This is a genomic window from Sporichthyaceae bacterium (assembly GCA_036493475.1).
In the GTDB taxonomy this organism is placed as follows: domain Bacteria; phylum Actinomycetota; class Actinomycetes; order Sporichthyales; family Sporichthyaceae; genus DASQPJ01.
Map to the genome: position 1 here is coordinate 1 of DASXPS010000182.1, position 17,235 is coordinate 17,235.

Here is a 17,235-nt window from a genome sequence, read left to right on the forward strand (position 1 = left end):
GGCCGCCACCTCACCGCAGAACTGGCTGGGCGGGTTGTTGCGGCTCACCCCGGGTGAGGCCAAACGCCGGGTGCGGGTCGCGGAGGCGTTGACCAACCGCTACCGGGACACCGCCTCGGCCCTCGCCGAGGGACTGGTCGAGGAGGATCAGGCCGCGGTGATCGCCACCCTGATCGACGGACTGCCCGATTGCGCCACCCACGAGCAGCGCAGCCGGGCCGAGGCGTTCCTGCTGGCGCAGTCCCGGGTGCTGGATGCCGACGGGTTGCGTGGGTTGGGCAAGAAGATGCACGACGTGATCGACCCCGACGGCACCCTGGAACGCGAGCGCGAGGCCAAGGACAAGCGGGCCGCGCACTTCCGCAACCACGGCGATGGGACCCAGACGTTCAACTGGCGCGACACCGATGAGGTGATGGCCAAGCTCAAGGCCGCCCTCGACCCGTTGGCCGCGCCCCGACCCGCGGAGAACGGTGAGGCGGACCCCGTCCCGCGTCCCGGTGCCAGGCGCACCACCTGATCCCGTGGGAAGAGGGGGGTCTCACGGACCTGGACAACATGGTGTTGCTGTGCGACCACCACCACGACACGATCCACCACCACGACTGGGAAGCCGAATTCGGCAAAGACGGACACCCCACAAGTGATCCCACCACCATGGATCGATCAGAGCCGAACACCACGGCGCAACCACTACTGGCGCCACCGCCCCTTGAATACTTTTGAACCAAGTCACGCCGGCCACCTGTTTGGTCAGGTCGTTACCGACGGCGCGCCAGCTCCTCCTTCTCGGCGGCGGCCGCAGCTTCCTCCGGAGTTTCTGCGGGCTGCTTGCCCAACTCCCCTTCGCACCAGCCACCGCCGGTCGCATTGCCCACGAGGTGGCACTTGAACGTCTTGAAGCCGGAGATCGCGAAAGTCTGGCCGGGATCGTCCTCGCCGCCGCGGCACGAGGCGATCTGGCGCGCGTCCCGGTCGATGACCAGCGTGGTTGTCTTGCCCACGTCGGGAAGGCCGAGCTTCACCTCAGTCGCGACGGTCTTGGTACCGAGGTCGCAGCGGTACTTGGCGATGACGACGTCGGCGCTGGACCCGGGTTGCAAGTGGAACGGAATCTTGTAGGTACCGCGGAGGTACTGTTTGCCGTTCCCGTTCTCGTCCTCACGCAGGCCCACGGAGTTGCCGCGGTCGTCGAGAAATTCCACCGTCGGCCGAGTTTTCAGGATGCAAGTTCCCGGACCGTTATTGGTGAATCGCACAACCAGGGATCGTTCGCCGGTCGCGCCACCGTCGGAATCATCCCCGAAGCTCACGTCAACGTCGTTGGGTGCACACGCCGATTCCTTAGCTTGCGCCGTCGCTACGGCGCTCGGTGCATCCGTCGGGGAGGCTGTCGCAGTTGGGGCAGGGGATGCAGTGGACGCCTGTTGCCCGACTGACTCTGTGGAGCCGGAGCCGCAGGAGGCCAGCGCCGTGATCAACGCAGCGGCCGGGATCAGACCTACGACGGTGCGGTTGATGCCCACGGGACGCTCTCACCTGATGTGTAGGACTGGGTCGGACCTCGTTGCTAGGTTGCCGGCCCGCGCCGTGACCACGCGAACGATCGCCGAAAGATCGGTCGAACAGCCGAGGCGCGGCCGCTCGACAAAACGGGTCGCGGTTTCCCCCAAACGGGCTGTTCGTTGTGGGTCGCGCGGGGTAGTGCCGGTGGGGTGATCAACGCATGCCCGCCGCTTGTCTTATTCGCCGTGATTTCCCTACTGCTCAGCGGATGTGCAGGCCGGATGACCGCGACGTCCGCGGCGGCGAGCGGGCCGCCGGCCATCACCGTCACCCCGCGCGACGGCGCAAAGAACGTGGCGCCGAACCAGAAGGTGACGGTCACGGCCACCGCCGCATCACTGAGCGAGGTGCGGGTGACCGACACCGACGGCCATGAGATGGCGGGTGGGCTGGATCCCGGTCACACGATCTGGACCTCGTCGGCACCGGTACGGGTGGGGGCACGGTACGAGGTGCACGCCTGGGGTGCCGGTGCGGACGGCAAGCAGGTCGAGCAGACCGCATCGTTCGCCACCGAGGACATCAAACACTCGAGCACCCTGCAGGCCACCACGATCCTGCCGAAGGACGGGGCCACCGTCGGCGTCGCGCAGCCGATCGTCGTCGGTTTCGATCAGCCCGTCGCCGACCGCGCGCTCGTCCAGGCAGCGCTGAGCGTGCAGACCGCGCCGTACGTGGCCGGCGCCTGGCATTGGATCGACAACCAATTCCTCGACTACCGCCCCGAGCAGTTCTGGCCGGCCGGGACCAGGGTCACCCTCGACGTGCGCACCGCCGGGATCAAGGCCGGCGACGGCGTCGTCGGCGGGTCGGACCAAACCTCGCACTTCACCGTCGGCCGCAGCCAGGTGCTGCGGGTGGACACCCGGACGCACAAGCTCGTCGTGGAGCGCGACGGCCGTCAGATCAAGTCCTTCGACGTGTCGACCGGAAAGCCGGGCTGGGAGACCCGCAACGGCACCGAGGTGATGATGGACAAGGTCGGCAAGAAGCATTGGACGAACGATCAGATCGACGCGCCGGAGAAGTACTCGCTGCACTCCAAGTACGCCATCCGCATCACCGACAGCGGCGAGTTCGTGCACGACGCCCCGTGGGCCACCGGATCCATCGGCGACGCCAACACCAGCCACGGCTGCGTCGGGCTCAAGCCCGAGGACGCGAAATGGGTCTGGCAGAACAGTCTGCTCGGTGACCCGGTGGTGATCACCGGTTCGGCCAAGGACGGCCAGGACGTCTACAACCGCTACGACGACTGGAACATCCCGTGGTCGACGTGGTCCCGCGGCAACGCCGCCCAATAGGCGAGGGCGATGCCGACCAGCAGGCGTGAGCCGGGCCACACCGCCCGCGGCGCTAATCTCGCGGCATGCCGGATCGCCTCGAACTGCTACCCGCCGTTGACGTCGCGGACGGCCAGGCCGTGCGCCTGGTGCAGGGTGCGGCCGGTTCGGAGACCTCCTACGGCGACCCGATCGCGGCGGCGTTGGCCTGGCAAGCCGCGGGGGCGCAGTGGATCCACCTGGTGGATCTGGACGCCGCGTTCGGCCGGGGATCGAACCGGGAGTTGCTGCACGAGGTGGTTGCCAAGCTCGACGTGAAGGTCGAGATGAGCGGGGGCATCCGCGACGACGCGTCGTTGGAGGCGGCGATGGCCACCGGGTGCGCCCGGGTGAACATCGGCACCGCGGCGTTGGAGAACCCCGCGTGGTGCGCCGCGGCGATCGCCAGATGGGGCGACCGGGTGGCCGTCGGGTTGGACGTACGCGGCACCACGCTGGCGGCTCGCGGCTGGACCAAGGAGGGCGGCGACATCTGGGAGGTGCTCGCCCGCCTGGACGCCGAGGGCTGTGCCCGTTACGTGGTCACCGACGTGACCAAGGACGGCACGCTGCGCGGGCCGAACCTGGACCTGCTGCGCGAGGTGTGCGCCCGCACCGACCGTCCGGTGGTGGCCTCCGGTGGTGTGTCCAGCCTGGACGACCTGCGCGCCATCGCGTCGCTGGTGCCGCTGGGTGTGGAGGGCGCCATCGTCGGCAAAGCCCTGTACGCCCGCGCGTTCACCCTCCAGGAGGCACTGGCCGCGGTGTCCTGAGCGAACCCCGCGGCCAGTAAGTCACCTCACCCGCCGTAGAAGGCGTAACCGTTGGTGGCCACGGCGCCACCGGCCAGGGTGCTGAACGAGCCGAACAGCCCGACCAACCCGGACGGCAGGGTCGTGATCGCGTAGACCCGAGCGTTCGGGTCGGGGTTGAACAGGTCGGCCGTCCCGTCGTCGGTGGACAACTGTGCCGCGTACGCTCGGGCCGCGCCGCCGATCATGGTGAAGTCGCCACCGGCGAACACCTTCGTCCCCAGCAGCGCGAGGGTACGAACGAGGTCGTTTGCCTGCGGGTCCCAGCCGGTGAAGGTGCCGGTGCCGCGGTCGATCCCGGCTCCATTCAAGCAGGGCGAGCCGGCGGCGCTGGTGAACTTCCCGCCGACGAACACCGTCGTGGAGTCCAGGGCGAGGGCGTACACCGGCCCATTCGTGCCCTGCGGGTTCCACCCGGTGTCGGTGCCCGAGCCGGTGGCGATCGCGGCCAGGTTCGTGTGCGAGGTCGTACCGACCTTGGTGAACTCACCACCGATGTAGACGGTGCTGCTGTCCACGGCGATGGCCCGCACGATGGTGCCGGTGACATTCGGGTTCCATGAGGTCACCGCCCCGGTGTTGTCCACCGCGGCCAGGTTGTTGCGGGTCGACGTGCCGACCTGGCCGAACGCGCCGCCGACGTAGATGGTGCTGCCGGCCACCTGCAACGCGTGCACCTTGCCGTCGGTGCCCGGGTTCCAGGTGGTCAGTGCGGCGGTGGTGGTGTCGAACGCAGCGAGGCTCTTGCGAGCAGTCGCGCCGGAGTTCGCGAAGTCACCACCGGCGTAGAGCACGCCGCCGGCCGTGGCCAGTGCCCGCACCGCACCGTCGGTGCCGGACGGCGCCCACGTGGTGAACGTGCCGTCCTGCTTCAGTTCGGCGATGTGGTTGCGGGTGGTGCCGCCGAGGACCTGGTAGTCACCGCCGACGTAGATCGACGGCGTCCCGGGGGACGGGGCGAACCGCGCCAGGGAGCGCACGGTCTGCCCGGCGTTCGGGTCCCAGTTGTTCACCGAGGGTGCGGTCGCGCTCGGCGCGGTGATGTGGGCCAGGCGGTGCCGGACGGTGCCGCCGATCGAGGTGAAGCTGCCGCCCAGATACACCCCGGAGTCGGCGACCAGGATGGACAGCACCTGACCGTTGTCCACCTGCGGCTTCCACTGCGTGTTCGGGCTGCTGGTCACCGCGGTACCGGCGCCATTGTCCTTGTTGGTGCGCACGCCGCTGACCGTCGTGGTGGCGATGCCGTACTCCACCAAACCCTTCAAACCGGTGGTGGCCGGATTGGTCAGCGCGGTGAAGTTGCCCGCCAGATAGACCTGGTTGGTCAGCAGGGGATAGGAGATCGCCGTGACCGGGCCATTGGGACCGGGGTTCCAGCCGCCGATGACCGGGTTGATGTTCGGCACGGTGCCCAGCGCGAACGCTGCGGCGTTGGACCTGGCCACACCGGTGGTGCTGCCCGGCAGATACACCGTGTCGAAGGTGCCGCCGACGATCAGCTCCGGGAAGAGCACGGTGGCCACGTTCCAGGCCAGCGCCTTGACCTCCGGGTTGGAGCAGGTGGCTCCGCCGCAGTCCACGCCACCGGGGTTGTTGCTCGCGCTGAGTGCCAGCGGAGTGTTGGCGGTCTGCGCTTGGGCGAGGGTCACCGTGGCCAACCGCGGTGCCGACGTCGCGCCCAGATGGGTGAACGCGCCGCCGACGAAGAAATTGACCGCCGAGGTGGTGGTGGCGGCCACCGTCGAGTCGTCCACGATCGCGTTGACCGCCCCGTCGAGTTGGTCGCCGGGCGCCGAGGGCAGGCCGGTGGGGTCGAGGAACATCAGGTTCTGCACGGCGCCGTCGGCGAACGCGCCACCCACGGCCAGGATGTCGACGTTGCTGGTCCCGTCCGGGAGCTTGACGCTGCGCTTGAGGTAGTCCAGCGCCCGCACCTCACCGGTCAACCCCGAACGGCAGTAGCTGTTGTCCAGCGTGCCGTCGAACTTGATGTGCGCGATGGCCTTGCAGGCCAGGCCAACCGCCCCGGTGAAGCTGCCGCCGAGGAAGTAGCCCCCGGCGGTGTCCGGGGCCACCGCGTTCACCGTGCCACCGGACACCAGCCCGGCGAGCGAGGCGGTCAGCGGCGTCGGTGCGGTCGGGGTGGCGGGCACCGCGCCGCCGCCACCGACCCGCGGGCCGACGGTGTCGAAGTCACCGCCGATGTAGGTGCCGTTGGTGCTGGGCGTGCCGGCGAACACCGGGCCATCGGGGATCAGGTTCGGCAGCACCGGCAGCAATGCGTTGGCCAGCACGACCCCGGTCACCGGGGTGGTCTGCGTGTCCTGCCCGTCCAGGTTGGACGCGGTGATCACGACGTTCAGCGTGGAACCGATGTCGCCATGGCCGACGGTGTACGTCGCCGCGGTGGCACCACCGATCGGGTCGCAGTGCTGGCCCGAGCTGTCGCAACGCTGCCACTGGTAGCTGAAGCCGGCGGCGTCGGCGTACTTCCAGTCGTTGAGGTCAAGGGCGGTGTTCAGCCGGTCGCCCTCGAACACGGTCTGACCGGTGGCCGCGGTCACGCCGCTGTACACCTGCGGCAGGGTGGTGTTCTGCGGGGCCGGCGGGATGAACCAACCGGCGCTGAGTGCGACACCGGCCACCGGGTTGAGGTTGTGCGCAGTGACCCGCACCTTGAGCTGGTGGTCGATGTCGGCATTCCCGGTCGTGTAGCTGGTGCCGGTGGCACCGCTGATCGGGACGCATCCGGTGAGGTCCACCGGCTCAACCTCGGGGCAGCGGAACCACTGTCGGTCGTAGCTGTCCACGCCGTTGTCCCAGGTGCCGTCGTTCTCGGTGAGCTGCTTCCCGGAGCCGTGCAAACCGGCGATTATCGGCAGGGCAATGTTGACCGGTGCCGGCGGCGGGGTGACCTTGTTGGTCAGCGGGGAGACGCCGGGGGTACTGCCGTCCGGGTTGCTGCCGTTCACCGTGTAGCGCAGCTGCGTGTTCAGGTCGGCCGGAGTCACCTTGTAGGTGGTTGTGGTCGCGCCGTAAATCTCGAAACAGGACGCGGCGCCGAAGGCGCAGCGCTGCCACTGGCGGGCGAGGGTCGGGGTGTTCGGCGCGCCGGGCGTCCAGGTGCCATCCACACCGGTCAGCGTCACGCCTTGGTACGCGTTGCCGCTGATGGACGGAGCAGCGGTGTTGACCGGCTTGAACACGCAGAAGTACGAGGAGAGCGGCAGCGCGCCCTTGCTGACGGTGGTGCCGTCCGGGCAGGTGATGGTGCCGGACTTGGCGGTGACCGGCGGGGTATTACCGGTGCCCTGCCAGGTGGCGCTGCGGGCGAAGGACTTGAACCCGGCGGGCAAGGTGCCCTTCAGGCCGATGGTGGCCAGGCACCCAGTGGCCGCGATGTTGGCGGTGTCCACCCACACGTGGCCGGGCGTGTCCGACTTGGCGGTGGGATCGAAGCCGAGGTACATCCGCTGGCCGGTCAGGTGTGCCTCGGGCAGCAGCGCGAGTGCCGGGCAGGTGGTGGAGGCGGGGTTGAGGCCGGTCTGGTCCACCTGCACCGGCTCGGAGGCCAGCAGGTGCATCGAGCCGCCTTCGGTGGCCGAGGCGGTCGCGAATTCGTTGCTGCAGAAGCCCTTGGCCGAGGTGCAGTACTCGAACGAGATGGCCCCCGGCGTCTGGGCGATGCCACCCACCGGGGTGCCGCCGAGCGCCGTGGTGTAGGCGAAGTGGTCGGAGCGGCCGATCGAGGAGTAGTTGTACTGCGTGCCGTTGCCGCTGGTGCCGCCCGGCGTGCTGGTAGCGAAGTGATAACTGATCGGTGCCTTGGTGGAGGAGAGCCGGTAGCTGGCGAGGCCCAGCAAGGAACTGACCTGATCGAACGTGGTGCCCGCCTTGAACAGGGTCGTGTCGACCGTGGTGTCGGTCGCCGTGGAGGAGGTGATGTAGCTGGCCGGGGCCTTGCTGGTCTTCGTCTCATAGCCGACATTGATCGCGTTGCTGAGGAACTGGCCCTGCACGTCCAACGGCAGCGTCCCGGTGAACGGAAGCCGCGCGATCTGCTGGGACAACGTCGACTGGGCGATGGCGCTGGTGTTGATGTTCACGTTGAACAGCGCGCAGACGTCCTCGCCGGTGTGGCCGTCGACGTCGAGGAAGGTCGGCAGGCCGAGGAAGCCGGGGGTGTCCCGCACCACCGGGGCCCCGCCGCCCGGCGGGTAGTAGGTGGTGTGCCAGTTCATCTTCAGCAACGACAGCAGGGTCTGCGCCAGCGTGAGGTAGGGGGCCAGAGCGGCCGCGCCACCGGGCAGGGTGAACGGGGTCAGCAGCTTGGTGAAGGCGTTGGTGTAGAAGGTCTGCAGCGCGTTGGAGATGCCCGCGTCGAGTTGCGCCAGCGTGGGCGCCAGCGGCCCGAAGATCGCCGGGTTCAGTTTTCCGATGTCGGGCAGGATCGCGGTCAGCGCACCGAGCGTCGAGCAGGTGGGCGTGGACACCCGCGAGGCCAGGGTGAGCGCCTGGGTCAGGCCGACGCCGGCCAGCGAGCCAAGCTCGGCGGTCGCGGCGCCCTGCAGGGCGGTCAGCGCACCGGCCGGGTCGCTGGGTGCGCCCTGGACGATGGTAGTGACCGTGCCCGCGAAGGTCTGCGCGTTCGCGGTCAGCGCGGCGACGGCGGCCTGCGCGGCGGCGAGGCTGTCCTGGACGTTTTTCGCGTTGCGGTTGATGGCGTCGGTGAGCGGTCCGGTGATGTGGTCATCGGCGTGCGCCGAACCGACCAACCCCAGCGGCTGCAGCAGACCGCTCACCATCAGCACCGCGCTGCCCAGAGCGATGGCGAGGCGCCGCCGACGGCGCCGCGGAGCGGGTTTCCCGGTTTGCGGGTTTTCGTGACGCGCCATCAGGAACCCCTCAGCGAATGGCCGGCATAGTGCCGGCCGCGGAAGGGTAGGCCTGCTCCCGGGGAACTCCTAGGAAGTTCACCCGATCCAGCGACCCGAACCGGACCAGAAGCCGCACAAGCCGCTCGGTAGGCTGAGGGCAATGTCCCGTCGATGCGTATCCGCCCTGGTCGAGAGGTATTTGTGAGCGTTGCCGTGCGGGTCATCCCGTGTCTTGACGTGGATGCCGGGCGGGTGGTCAAGGGCGTCAACTTCCGCAATCTGCGTGACGCCGGCGACCCGGTGGAGTTGGCCAAGCGCTACGACGCCGAAGGTGCGGACGAGCTCACCTTCCTCGACATCACCGCCTCATCCGGGTCCCGGGAGACGACCTACGAGGTGGTCTCCCGCACCGCCGAGCAGGTGTTCATCCCGCTCACCGTCGGCGGCGGGGTGCGCAGCGCGTCAGACGTGGACAAGTTGCTGCGCGCCGGGGCGGACAAGGTCGGGGTGAACACCGCGGCCATCGCCCGGCCGGAGTTGATCGCGGAGATCGCCGACCGGTTCGGCAACCAGGTACTGGTGCTGTCCATCGACGCGCGCCGGGTGCCGCGCGGGGAGACGCCCACCCCGTCCGGTTTCGAGGTCACCACCCACGGCGGGCGGCGGGGCACCGGCATCGATGCCGTCGAATGGTGCAGGCGCGGTTGTGAGCTGGGTGCCGGGGAGATCCTGCTGAACTCCATGGACGCCGACGGCACCAAGGACGGCTATGACCTACAGATGCTGCGTCAGGTCCGCGAAGTCGTCACCGTGCCGGTGATCGCCAGCGGGGGAGCAGGCCGGGTCGCCGACTTCGCCCCGGCCGTCGACTGCGGGGCGGACGCGGTGCTCGCGGCCAGCGTCTTCCACTTCGGCGACCTGAGGATCGGTCAGGTCAAGGACGCCCTGCGGGCGGCGGGCCACCCGGTCCGGTAGCGCGCCAGCGCTACCGGACGCGCGCGGAGCGCGCAATATGCACGGCGGTGACCCGCGCCGTCAGGTGCCGGTGGAGAAGCGGGGGAAGGCGTCGCCGACCTCGGCAGCCAACTCCAGGTACGCGTGGTAGGCCGGTTTGCTCATCCGGGCCAGGTCGATCTGACCGCCCTCGGCCAGGTGCGGGTCGTAGGGCACAGCCACCACGGCGCGGGTGCGCTTGGCGAAGTGTCCGACAATCTCGTCCAGGTGCACCGCGTCGGCCTTCGGACGGACAGAGGTGATCACGGTGACCGAGTCCCGGGCCAGGTCCTTGTAGGAGTGCGCCTCCAGCCAGTCCAGCGTGGCCGACGCGCTGCGCGCACCGTCCAGGCTGGCCGAGGACACGATGACCACCTGATGCGCCTTGGCCAGCACGCCGACCATCGCGGAGTGCAACAAGCCGGTGCCGCAGTCGGTGAGCACCAGGTTGTAGAACTTCTCCAGGATGTCGGAGATCACCCGGTAGTCGGACTCGGAGAAGGCCATCGAGGCCAGCGGGTCGGATTCCGAGCAGAGCACCTCGAGGCGGGATTCGGCCTGCGCGGTGTACTCGCGCACCGCGGAGTACCGATCCAGCTGGTTGCTGCGGCGCACGAAGTCGCGCACCGTGTGCGTGTTCTGCCCGGCGACGATCTTGTCGCCCAGCGTGCCGCGGTCCGGGTTTGCGTCCACCGCGACGACCCGGTCCCCGCGCAGCGAGGCGTACATGGAACCCAGCGCGGCCGCCGTGGTGGTCTTGCCGACGCCGCCCTTGAGGCTGATCACGGCGAGCTTGTGGCAGCCGGTGATCGGCGTGCGCACCCGCTCCTCGAACACCATCTCGCGCAGTTCCTTGCCTGACGGCCCGAGATTGACCACGCCGCCGGTGGCGGACAGCAGACCCTTGCGCCAGCCCTTGCCCGCCGGCTTGCGCCGCTGCTTGAGCACGTTTTCCGCGGTCAGGTCGTCCGCGGTCAACCCGGAGGGTTCCAGGCGCGGCCTCAGCCTCTCGACCCGAGCGACAGTGGACGCGGGCGCATTGTGTGTGGGCAGGGAGATGTCTCCGGTCGCGGTCCGCTCGTCGTAAACGCGGAATGGGTTGTCGCCGGTTGGGTCGTCCGAGGGACGGGGAGCGGCGGCCTTCTTGGCGGGCTTGCCCGATTCTGCTGCGGCCGGCGGCACCGCGCCGCCGGTTTCGGTTACTGCCGAGGGGTGTCCGCTCGCGCTGTCCGTCACACCGGACAGCCCGCCGCCGGTACCGGGCTTCGGGAAGCCGTGGAACTTGCGCGGCTCGGGGTCGTCCACGCCGCCGGCCAGCGAGCCGGGTGGGAACGGCGACGCACTCGGGTCGCCGGGCCGGAACGCGTCGAAGTCGATCGACGGCATGCCGCCCTTGGCCTGGGCCGCGGCGTCCTCGGGGAGGTGCTCGTCCGACATGCCCAGCTGCCCGTAGATCCAGCTGCGCGGCGGGAGGTCGGCGTCCTTGGATTGCTCACCGCTGGGTTCGCGGGGCGCCGGCGGCGTGGTGCCGTTGGCCGCGCCGCCCTCCGGACGCGTCGGGGACTCGGCCGGGGTAACCCGGACGGAGTCCTTCTCGTCGCCGGACTGACTCACGGCGATCCCCCCCTCGGTGGGGTCCAAAAGACCGGTTCGCTTCGATGTGGTGCTGAGCGAATCGTCCCACGTCGGATCCCACTCGGTAGGCGGCTCGACCGGATGGCTGGTGTTCGTCACCATTGACCTCCCCCGTTCGGGCGTTTACCGGGCGTTAGGTTTTGTGCCTCCTCGACCGGGCGAATGGTGGCAACTCTAGACAACCGCGACGATTCGGGCCGGATTCGACGCGATCGGCGCGCGCTGAATAAACAGTGGCTTGTACCCACGTGCGGGGGAGAATTCACGTCATGTCCGCTCCTGCCATCCCCGTCTCCGACCTGGATCCGGCCATCGCCACCCGGCTCAAGCGTGATGCGAACGGCCTGATCGCGGCCATCGCCCAGCAATGGGACACCGGCGAGGTGCTGATGCTGGGCTGGATGGACGACGAGGCGCTGCACCGCACGCTCACCTCCGGCCGGGTCACCTACTTCAGCCGCAGCCGGCAGTCGTACTGGGTGAAGGGGGAGACTTCCGGGCACCGGCAGTGGGTGCGGTCGGTGACCCTGGACTGTGACGGGGACGCGTTGTTGATTCAGGTCGACCAGGAGGGCCCGGCCTGCCACACCGGTACCCGCACGTGTTTCGACGACGGCGCGCTGCCGGCGGTCACGTTGGACGGCCGGACAGCGCCGCATGATGTCGAGGCCTCCGGCCCGACAATGGCCCCATGACCGCGACCGACGGCACGCTGACCCCCGACCTGGACCGGTTTCGGGAGTTGGCCGCCGGTCGCCGGGTGATCCCGGTGGCCCGCCGACTGCTCGCCGACGGGGAGACGCCGGTCGGGCTCTACCGCAAGTTGGCGGGCGAACGCCCGGGCACCTTCTTGCTGGAGTCCGCCGAACACGGCCGGGTGTGGGGGCGTTATTCCTTCGTCGGGGTGCGCAGCCCGGCCATGCTCACCGAGCAGGACGGGGCCGCGCGCTGGATCGGTACCCCGCCGGTCGGCGTGCCCACCGAGGGCGACCCGTTGCAGGCGCTGCGGAACACGGTGGAGTGGCTGCACACCGAGCCGTTGGACTCCGCGGGGCTGCCGCCACTGACCGGGGGGATGGTCGGGTTCATCGGCTACGACGCGGTGCGCCGGCTGGAACGGCTGCCCGACAAGGCCGTCGATGACCTGCAGTTGCCCGAGCTGGCGATGATGCTGGCCACCGACCTCGCAGTGCTCGACCACGAGGACGGCTCGGTGATCCTCATCGCGAACGCGGTGAACTGGGACGGCTCCGACGCCGGGGTGGACGCGGCCTACCACGCCGCGGCAGCCCGGCTGGAGGTGATGACCGCCGACCTGGCCCGTCCGGACGCACCCACCGCGGCAGTGTTCGACGACGGGGTGGTGCCCGAATACACCTGCGGGACGTCCCGCGAGGACTACATGGCGGCGGTGCGGTCCGCGGTCGAGGAGATCTACGCCGGCGAGGCGTTCCAGATCGTCGTCTCGCAGCGCTTCGCGATGCCCACCGCGGCCAGCGCGTTGAACATCTACCGGGTGCTGCGGCTGTCCAACCCCAGCCCCTATCTCTATCTGCTGCGCTTCCCGGGCCCGGACGGCACGACTGATGGTGGGTTCGACGTGATCGGGTCCAGCCCGGAGGCGCTGGTGAAGGTCAACGCGGGCCGAGCCATGCTGCACCCGATCGCCGGCACCCGGCCGCGCGGTGCGAACCCGGAGGTCGACGCGGCGCTGGCCGCGGATCTGTTGGCCGATCCCAAGGAACGCGCCGAGCACCTGATGTTGGTCGATCTCGGCCGCAATGACCTGGGCCGGGTCTGCGCGCCGGGCAGCGTCGAGGTCGTCGACTTCATGTCCATCGAGCGGTACTCCCACGTCATGCACATCGTGTCCACGGTGGTCGGCAAGCTCGCGCCGGGAAGGTCCGCATTCGACGTACTGGCAGCGTGTTTCCCTGCGGGCACGCTGTCCGGGGCGCCCAAGCCACGGGCGATGGAAATCATCGAGGAACTCGAACCGACCCGGCGCGGTCTGTACGGCGGGGTCGTCGGATATTTGGATTTCGCCGGCGAGTTGGACACCGCCATCGCCATCCGCACCGCGTTGCTGCGCGGCGGGGTGGCCTACGTCCAGGCCGGTGCGGGCATCGTGGCCGACTCCGACCCGGCCACCGAGGACCAGGAATGCCGCAACAAGGCGGCTGCGGTGCTGCGTGCGATTGCCGTCGCCGCGACGTTGCGTGCCGCCCGCTGACATGGCTGTGCCGCCCGGTTCACCGCCCCCGACCGACCGGACGAACGGCCGTCGCGAATTGGTGGCGGCGTTGTCCGGGTGCGTGCTCGGTGCCGGCCTCGTGCTGTTCGCGGCGGATCGGCCGTGGGTGCATGCCCGGGCCGTGCAGGGTTCCTTGCAGGTGCCGCTATCGGTGCGTGGCGGGTCATTGCAGCCGATCACCCCGGCGTTCGCGGTGGTCGGGTTGGCCGGGGCGTTGGGGCTGGTGGCCACCCGCGGTGTGCTGCGTCAATTGATCGGCGTGTTGGTATGCGCGGGCGGGGTGGTGGCGGCGGTGGCCGCACTTGGTTCGGTGCATCCCGGCGCGCCGGAACTGGCGGATCGCGCGGGTGCCGCGTTGGGCACGGCCTCGGGTACCGCGAGCGCTATCGGGCACACCGGGTGGGGATGGGTAGCCGTGCTCGGGTCGGTGGTGTTCGCGCTGGCCGGCGCGGCAGCGGCGGTGCGCGGCCCGCGTTGGCCCGGTATGTCCGCGCGTTACGAGAGCCCCGTTGCGGCTGCGCCGCGCGCCGCGACGGTGGAGGATTCGACATTGGAGCAGTGGCGGGCGTTGGACCGCGGTGAGGATCCGACGTTGTGAGGCCGCGCACGGGCCTTCATCGACGGCGGGCTACGATGCGGCGAACATCACGTCGACCCGTCCCGTATCCCGCGGTCGACCCACTTGTTCGGCGATGATTGGAATGCACTCCGTGTCGGTGCTCGACGAGATTCTGTCCGGGGTTCGGGCAGACCTTGCTGAGCGTCAAGCGGCCGTCCCGTTGGATGTGCTGAAGGAACGGGCGCAGCGCGCGCCCGCCCCCCGCGACACGGTGTCCCGACTGCGCGGACCCGGCGTCAGTGTGATCGCCGAGGTCAAACGGTCCAGTCCGTCGGCCGGCTCATTGGCCACGATCTCCGACCCCGCCGCGTTGGCGGGGGCGTACGAGTCCGGTGGCGCCGGGGTGATCAGTGTGCTCACCGAGAAGCGACGCTTCGGTGGCACGCTGGAGGACCTGAGCGCGGTGCGCGCGGCGGTGGACATCCCGGTGCTGCGCAAGGACTTTTTGGTCACCAGCTACCAGTTGTGGGAGGCCCGCGCGTACGGCGCCGACGTGGTGCTGCTGATCGTTGCCGCGCTGGAGCAGAACGCGTTGATCTCGCTGATCGAGCGGGCCGAGTCCATGGGTATGACCCCGCTGGTCGAGGTGCACGACGAGGAAGAGGCCCGGCGCGCGATGGACGCGGGGGCCCGGGTTATTGGGGTCAACGCGCGCAACCTGAAGACGCTGGAGGTGGACCGCGCCACGTTCGGCCGGGTCGCCCCGCTGTTGCCGTCATCCTGTGTGCGCGTCGCCGAGTCCGGGGTGCGCGGCCCGCACGACGTGATCGAGTACGGCCGGCAGGGTGCGGACGCGGTGTTGGTCGGGGAGACGTTGGTCACCGGCAAGGATCCACGCACCGCGGTCGCCGACATGGTCGCGGCGGGTGCCCATCCGGCTCTGCAGCGAGACCCGCGCTGTGGCTGACATGGCCGTCGTTCCCGACGTTCATGGCAAGTTCGGCGAGTACGGCGGGCGGTTCGTGCCCGAGGCGCTGATGGCCGCGCTGGACCAACTCACCGCGGAATTCCATGCCGCGCAAGCCGATCCGAACTTCCGGGGCGAGCTCAACGCGCTGTTGTCCAGCTACACCGGTCGACCCTCGCCGATCACCGAGGTGCCGCGATTCGCCGCGCACGCAGGGAATGCGCGGGTGCTGCTCAAGCGTGAGGACCTCAACCACACCGGCTCGCACAAGATCAACAACGTGTTGGGTCAGGCGCTGCTCACCCGTCGGATGGGCAAGACGCGGGTCATCGCGGAGACCGGTGCCGGGCAGCACGGCGTGGCCACCGCCACCGCGGCCGCACTGCTGGGCCTGGACTGCGTGGTGTACATGGGCGAGGAGGACACCCGCCGTCAGGCACTGAACGTGGCCCGGATGGAACTGCTGGGTGCCGAGGTGATCCCGGTGACCACCGGTAGTCGCACCCTCAAGGACGCCATCAACGAGGCCATGCGCGACTGGGTGACCAACGTCGAGCACACCCACTATCTGCTGGGCACGGTGGCCGGCCCGCACCCCTTCCCGCTGATGGTGCGCGAGTTCCACCGGGTGATCGGACAGGAGGCGCGGGCCCAGGTGCTGGAGCTGACCGGCGCCCTGCCCGACGCGATCTGCGCCTGCGTGGGTGGCGGGTCCAACGCGATCGGCATCTTCTACGACTTCATCCCGGACGCCTCCGTGCGCCTGTTCGGGTTCGAGGCCGGCGGCGACGGGGTGGACACTGCTCGGCACGCGGCCACCATCACCGGGGGAGCGCCCGGGGTCCTGCACGGCGCGCGGTCCTACCTACTGCAGGACGACGAGGGGCAGACCATCGCGTCGCACTCGATCTCCGCGGGATTGGACTATCCCGGCGTGGGTCCCGAGCACGCGTGGCTCGCGGACACCGGGCGGGCCACCTATCGGGCGATCACCGATGCGCAGGCGATGGAGGCCTTCCGGCTGCTGTGCCGCACCGAGGGCATCATCCCGGCGATCGAGAGCGCGCACGCGCTGGCCGGTGTCCTGACGGTGGGTCAGGAATTGGGTCCGGATGCGGTGATCCTGGTGAACCTGTCCGGTCGAGGGGACAAGGACGTGGATACCGCTGCGAAGTGGTTCCGCTTGTGAGCGAGTTCCGAGCTCACGCTGGGCACAGTACGACCAGTCAGGTCGCGGCGGCGTACGAGCGCGCCGCCAAGGAGAACCGCGCCGTCCTGGTGGGTTATCTGCCCGCGGGCTTTCCGTCCCGGGACGGCTGCATCGCCGCGCTGACCGCGATGGTGCAGGCGGGCGTGGACGTGGTCGAGGTCGGCCTGCCCTACAGCGACCCGGTGCTGGACGGTCCGACCATTCAGCGGGCCGCCGATCAGGCGCTGGCCAACGGCACCCGCATCGCCGACGTGCTGGCCACTGTGGAGGCGGTCGCGGCGGCCGGCGCCGCCACCGTGGTGATGACCTACTGGAATCCGGTGCTGCGCTACGGCGTGGACCGCTTCGCCCGTGACCTGGCCGCGGCCGGCGGCGCCGGACTCATCACTCCCGACCTCACCCCGGACTCCGGCCCGGACTGGCTGGCTGCCTCTGACGCCCACGGCCTGGACCGCGTCTTCCTGGCCGCGCCGTCCACCTCCGACGAGCGTCTGCGGCTGACCGCCGATGCCTGTCGCGGCTTCATCTATGCCAGCTCGGTGATGGGCGTGACCGGTGCCCGCGCGCAGACCTCCTCGGCGGCCCCAACCCTGGTCGCCCGGCTGCGCGGGATCACCGACCTACCGATCGGCGTCGGCCTCGGGGTGTCCAATGGAGACCAGGCCGCCGAGGTCGGATCGTTCGCGGACGGCGTCATCGTCGGCTCGGCGTTCGTGCGCACCCTCTTGGACGCCCCGCACGTCGAGGCGGGCGTCGCCGCCGCGGCGGCGCTGGCCGCGGACCTCGCGGCCGGCGTGCGCCGCCGCTGAGCGGCGTCGTTCCCTCCGATCATTCATGAGCGCAGCGAGCACTCTCATACGTGAGGCGTCAGTTTTCGGCCGTTTCGCGGGGCAAAAGTGACGCCCCGCGTATGAGAGTGGTCGCACCAGGCTCTACGGCCGACCGGCACAGATCGGGGCACAGGTTGATCGGACCGGGTTGACAGCCGGAGTCATGGCCTCGGCGCTGGCCGTGGGTCGGCTACTACGAGATCCGCC

General features: G+C 69.6%; 13 protein-coding genes. 10 read left to right on the forward strand and 3 right to left on the reverse strand.

What is annotated here, in order from left to right; all coding sequences use genetic code 11:
• A partial coding sequence (locus VGJ14_17925; protein HEY2834307.1) for a DUF222 domain-containing protein occupies window positions 1-520 on the forward strand: 520 nt, incomplete at its 5' end.
• A 241-nt stretch (window positions 521-761) separates the two neighbouring features.
• Here the strand turns inward: VGJ14_17925 and VGJ14_17930 are convergent.
• The gene (locus VGJ14_17930; GenBank protein ID HEY2834308.1) at window positions 762-1,526 is read right to left on the reverse strand and encodes a DUF4232 domain-containing protein; all 765 of its coding nucleotides are present in this window, start codon (window positions 1,524-1,526) and stop codon (window positions 762-764) included.
• Window positions 1,527-1,787: 261 nt separating this feature from the next.
• Here VGJ14_17930 and VGJ14_17935 point away from each other — a divergent pair, with 261 nt between their 5' ends.
• Both VGJ14_17935 and priA read left to right on the forward strand, forming a co-directional pair.
• A complete protein-coding gene (locus VGJ14_17935; protein ID HEY2834309.1) occupies window positions 1,788-2,870 on the forward strand; it encodes an Ig-like domain-containing protein in 1,083 nt (360 codons plus the stop codon).
• A gap of 65 nt (window positions 2,871-2,935) precedes the next feature.
• The gene (gene priA / locus VGJ14_17940; protein ID HEY2834310.1) at window positions 2,936-3,661 is read left to right on the forward strand and encodes a bifunctional 1-(5-phosphoribosyl)-5-((5-phosphoribosylamino)methylideneamino)imidazole-4-carboxamide isomerase/phosphoribosylanthranilate isomerase PriA; all 726 of its coding nucleotides are present in this window, start codon (window positions 2,936-2,938) and stop codon (window positions 3,659-3,661) included.
• A 26-nt stretch (window positions 3,662-3,687) separates the two neighbouring features.
• Here priA and VGJ14_17945 read toward each other — a convergent pair whose 3' ends face one another.
• Window positions 3,688-8,598 (reverse strand): hypothetical protein, encoded by a 4,911-nt coding sequence (locus VGJ14_17945; GenBank protein ID HEY2834311.1) that lies wholly within the window; start codon window positions 8,596-8,598, stop codon window positions 3,688-3,690.
• Window positions 8,599-8,781: 183 nt separating this feature from the next.
• Between VGJ14_17945 and hisF the strand changes: the two genes are divergently transcribed.
• Window positions 8,782-9,555 carry an imidazole glycerol phosphate synthase subunit HisF gene (hisF, locus tag VGJ14_17950; protein HEY2834312.1) on the forward strand — a complete coding sequence of 258 codons (774 nt, stop codon included), beginning with the start codon at window positions 8,782-8,784 and terminating at the stop codon, window positions 9,553-9,555.
• A 60-nt stretch (window positions 9,556-9,615) separates the two neighbouring features.
• On the opposite strand, the gene VGJ14_17955 is transcribed toward hisF, so the two are convergent.
• Window positions 9,616-11,187: an AAA family ATPase gene (locus VGJ14_17955; GenBank protein ID HEY2834313.1), complete on the reverse strand. Its 1,572-nt coding sequence runs from the start codon at window positions 11,185-11,187 to the stop codon at window positions 9,616-9,618.
• 290 nt (window positions 11,188-11,477) lie between these two features.
• Here VGJ14_17955 and hisI point away from each other — a divergent pair, with 290 nt between their 5' ends.
• The 6 genes from hisI to trpA all read left to right on the forward strand — a co-directional run bounded on the left by hisI (window position 11,478) and on the right by trpA (window position 17,007).
• Window positions 11,478-11,903: a phosphoribosyl-AMP cyclohydrolase gene (gene hisI / locus VGJ14_17960; protein HEY2834314.1), complete on the forward strand. Its 426-nt coding sequence runs from the start codon at window positions 11,478-11,480 to the stop codon at window positions 11,901-11,903.
• On the forward strand, window positions 11,900-13,441 hold the full coding sequence (locus VGJ14_17965; GenBank protein HEY2834315.1) for an anthranilate synthase component I: 1,542 nt from the start codon (window positions 11,900-11,902) through the stop codon (window positions 13,439-13,441). Before hisI ends, VGJ14_17965 begins: the two co-directional genes overlap by 4 nt.
• 1 nt (window position 13,442) lies before the next feature.
• Window positions 13,443-14,060 carry a Trp biosynthesis-associated membrane protein gene (locus VGJ14_17970; GenBank protein HEY2834316.1) on the forward strand — a complete coding sequence of 206 codons (618 nt, stop codon included), beginning with the start codon at window positions 13,443-13,445 and terminating at the stop codon, window positions 14,058-14,060.
• A gap of 112 nt (window positions 14,061-14,172) precedes the next feature.
• Window positions 14,173-14,988 (forward strand): indole-3-glycerol phosphate synthase TrpC, encoded by an 816-nt coding sequence (gene trpC / locus VGJ14_17975; protein HEY2834317.1) that lies wholly within the window; start codon window positions 14,173-14,175, stop codon window positions 14,986-14,988.
• Window position 14,989: 1 nt separating this feature from the next.
• Window positions 14,990-16,177, forward strand: coding sequence for a tryptophan synthase subunit beta (gene trpB / locus VGJ14_17980; GenBank protein ID HEY2834318.1), 1,188 nt, complete (start codon window positions 14,990-14,992; stop codon window positions 16,175-16,177).
• Window positions 16,174-17,007, forward strand: coding sequence for a tryptophan synthase subunit alpha (gene trpA, locus VGJ14_17985; GenBank protein ID HEY2834319.1), 834 nt, complete (start codon window positions 16,174-16,176; stop codon window positions 17,005-17,007). Before trpB ends, trpA begins: the two co-directional genes overlap by 4 nt.
• The last annotated feature ends 228 nt before the right edge of the window (window positions 17,008-17,235 follow it).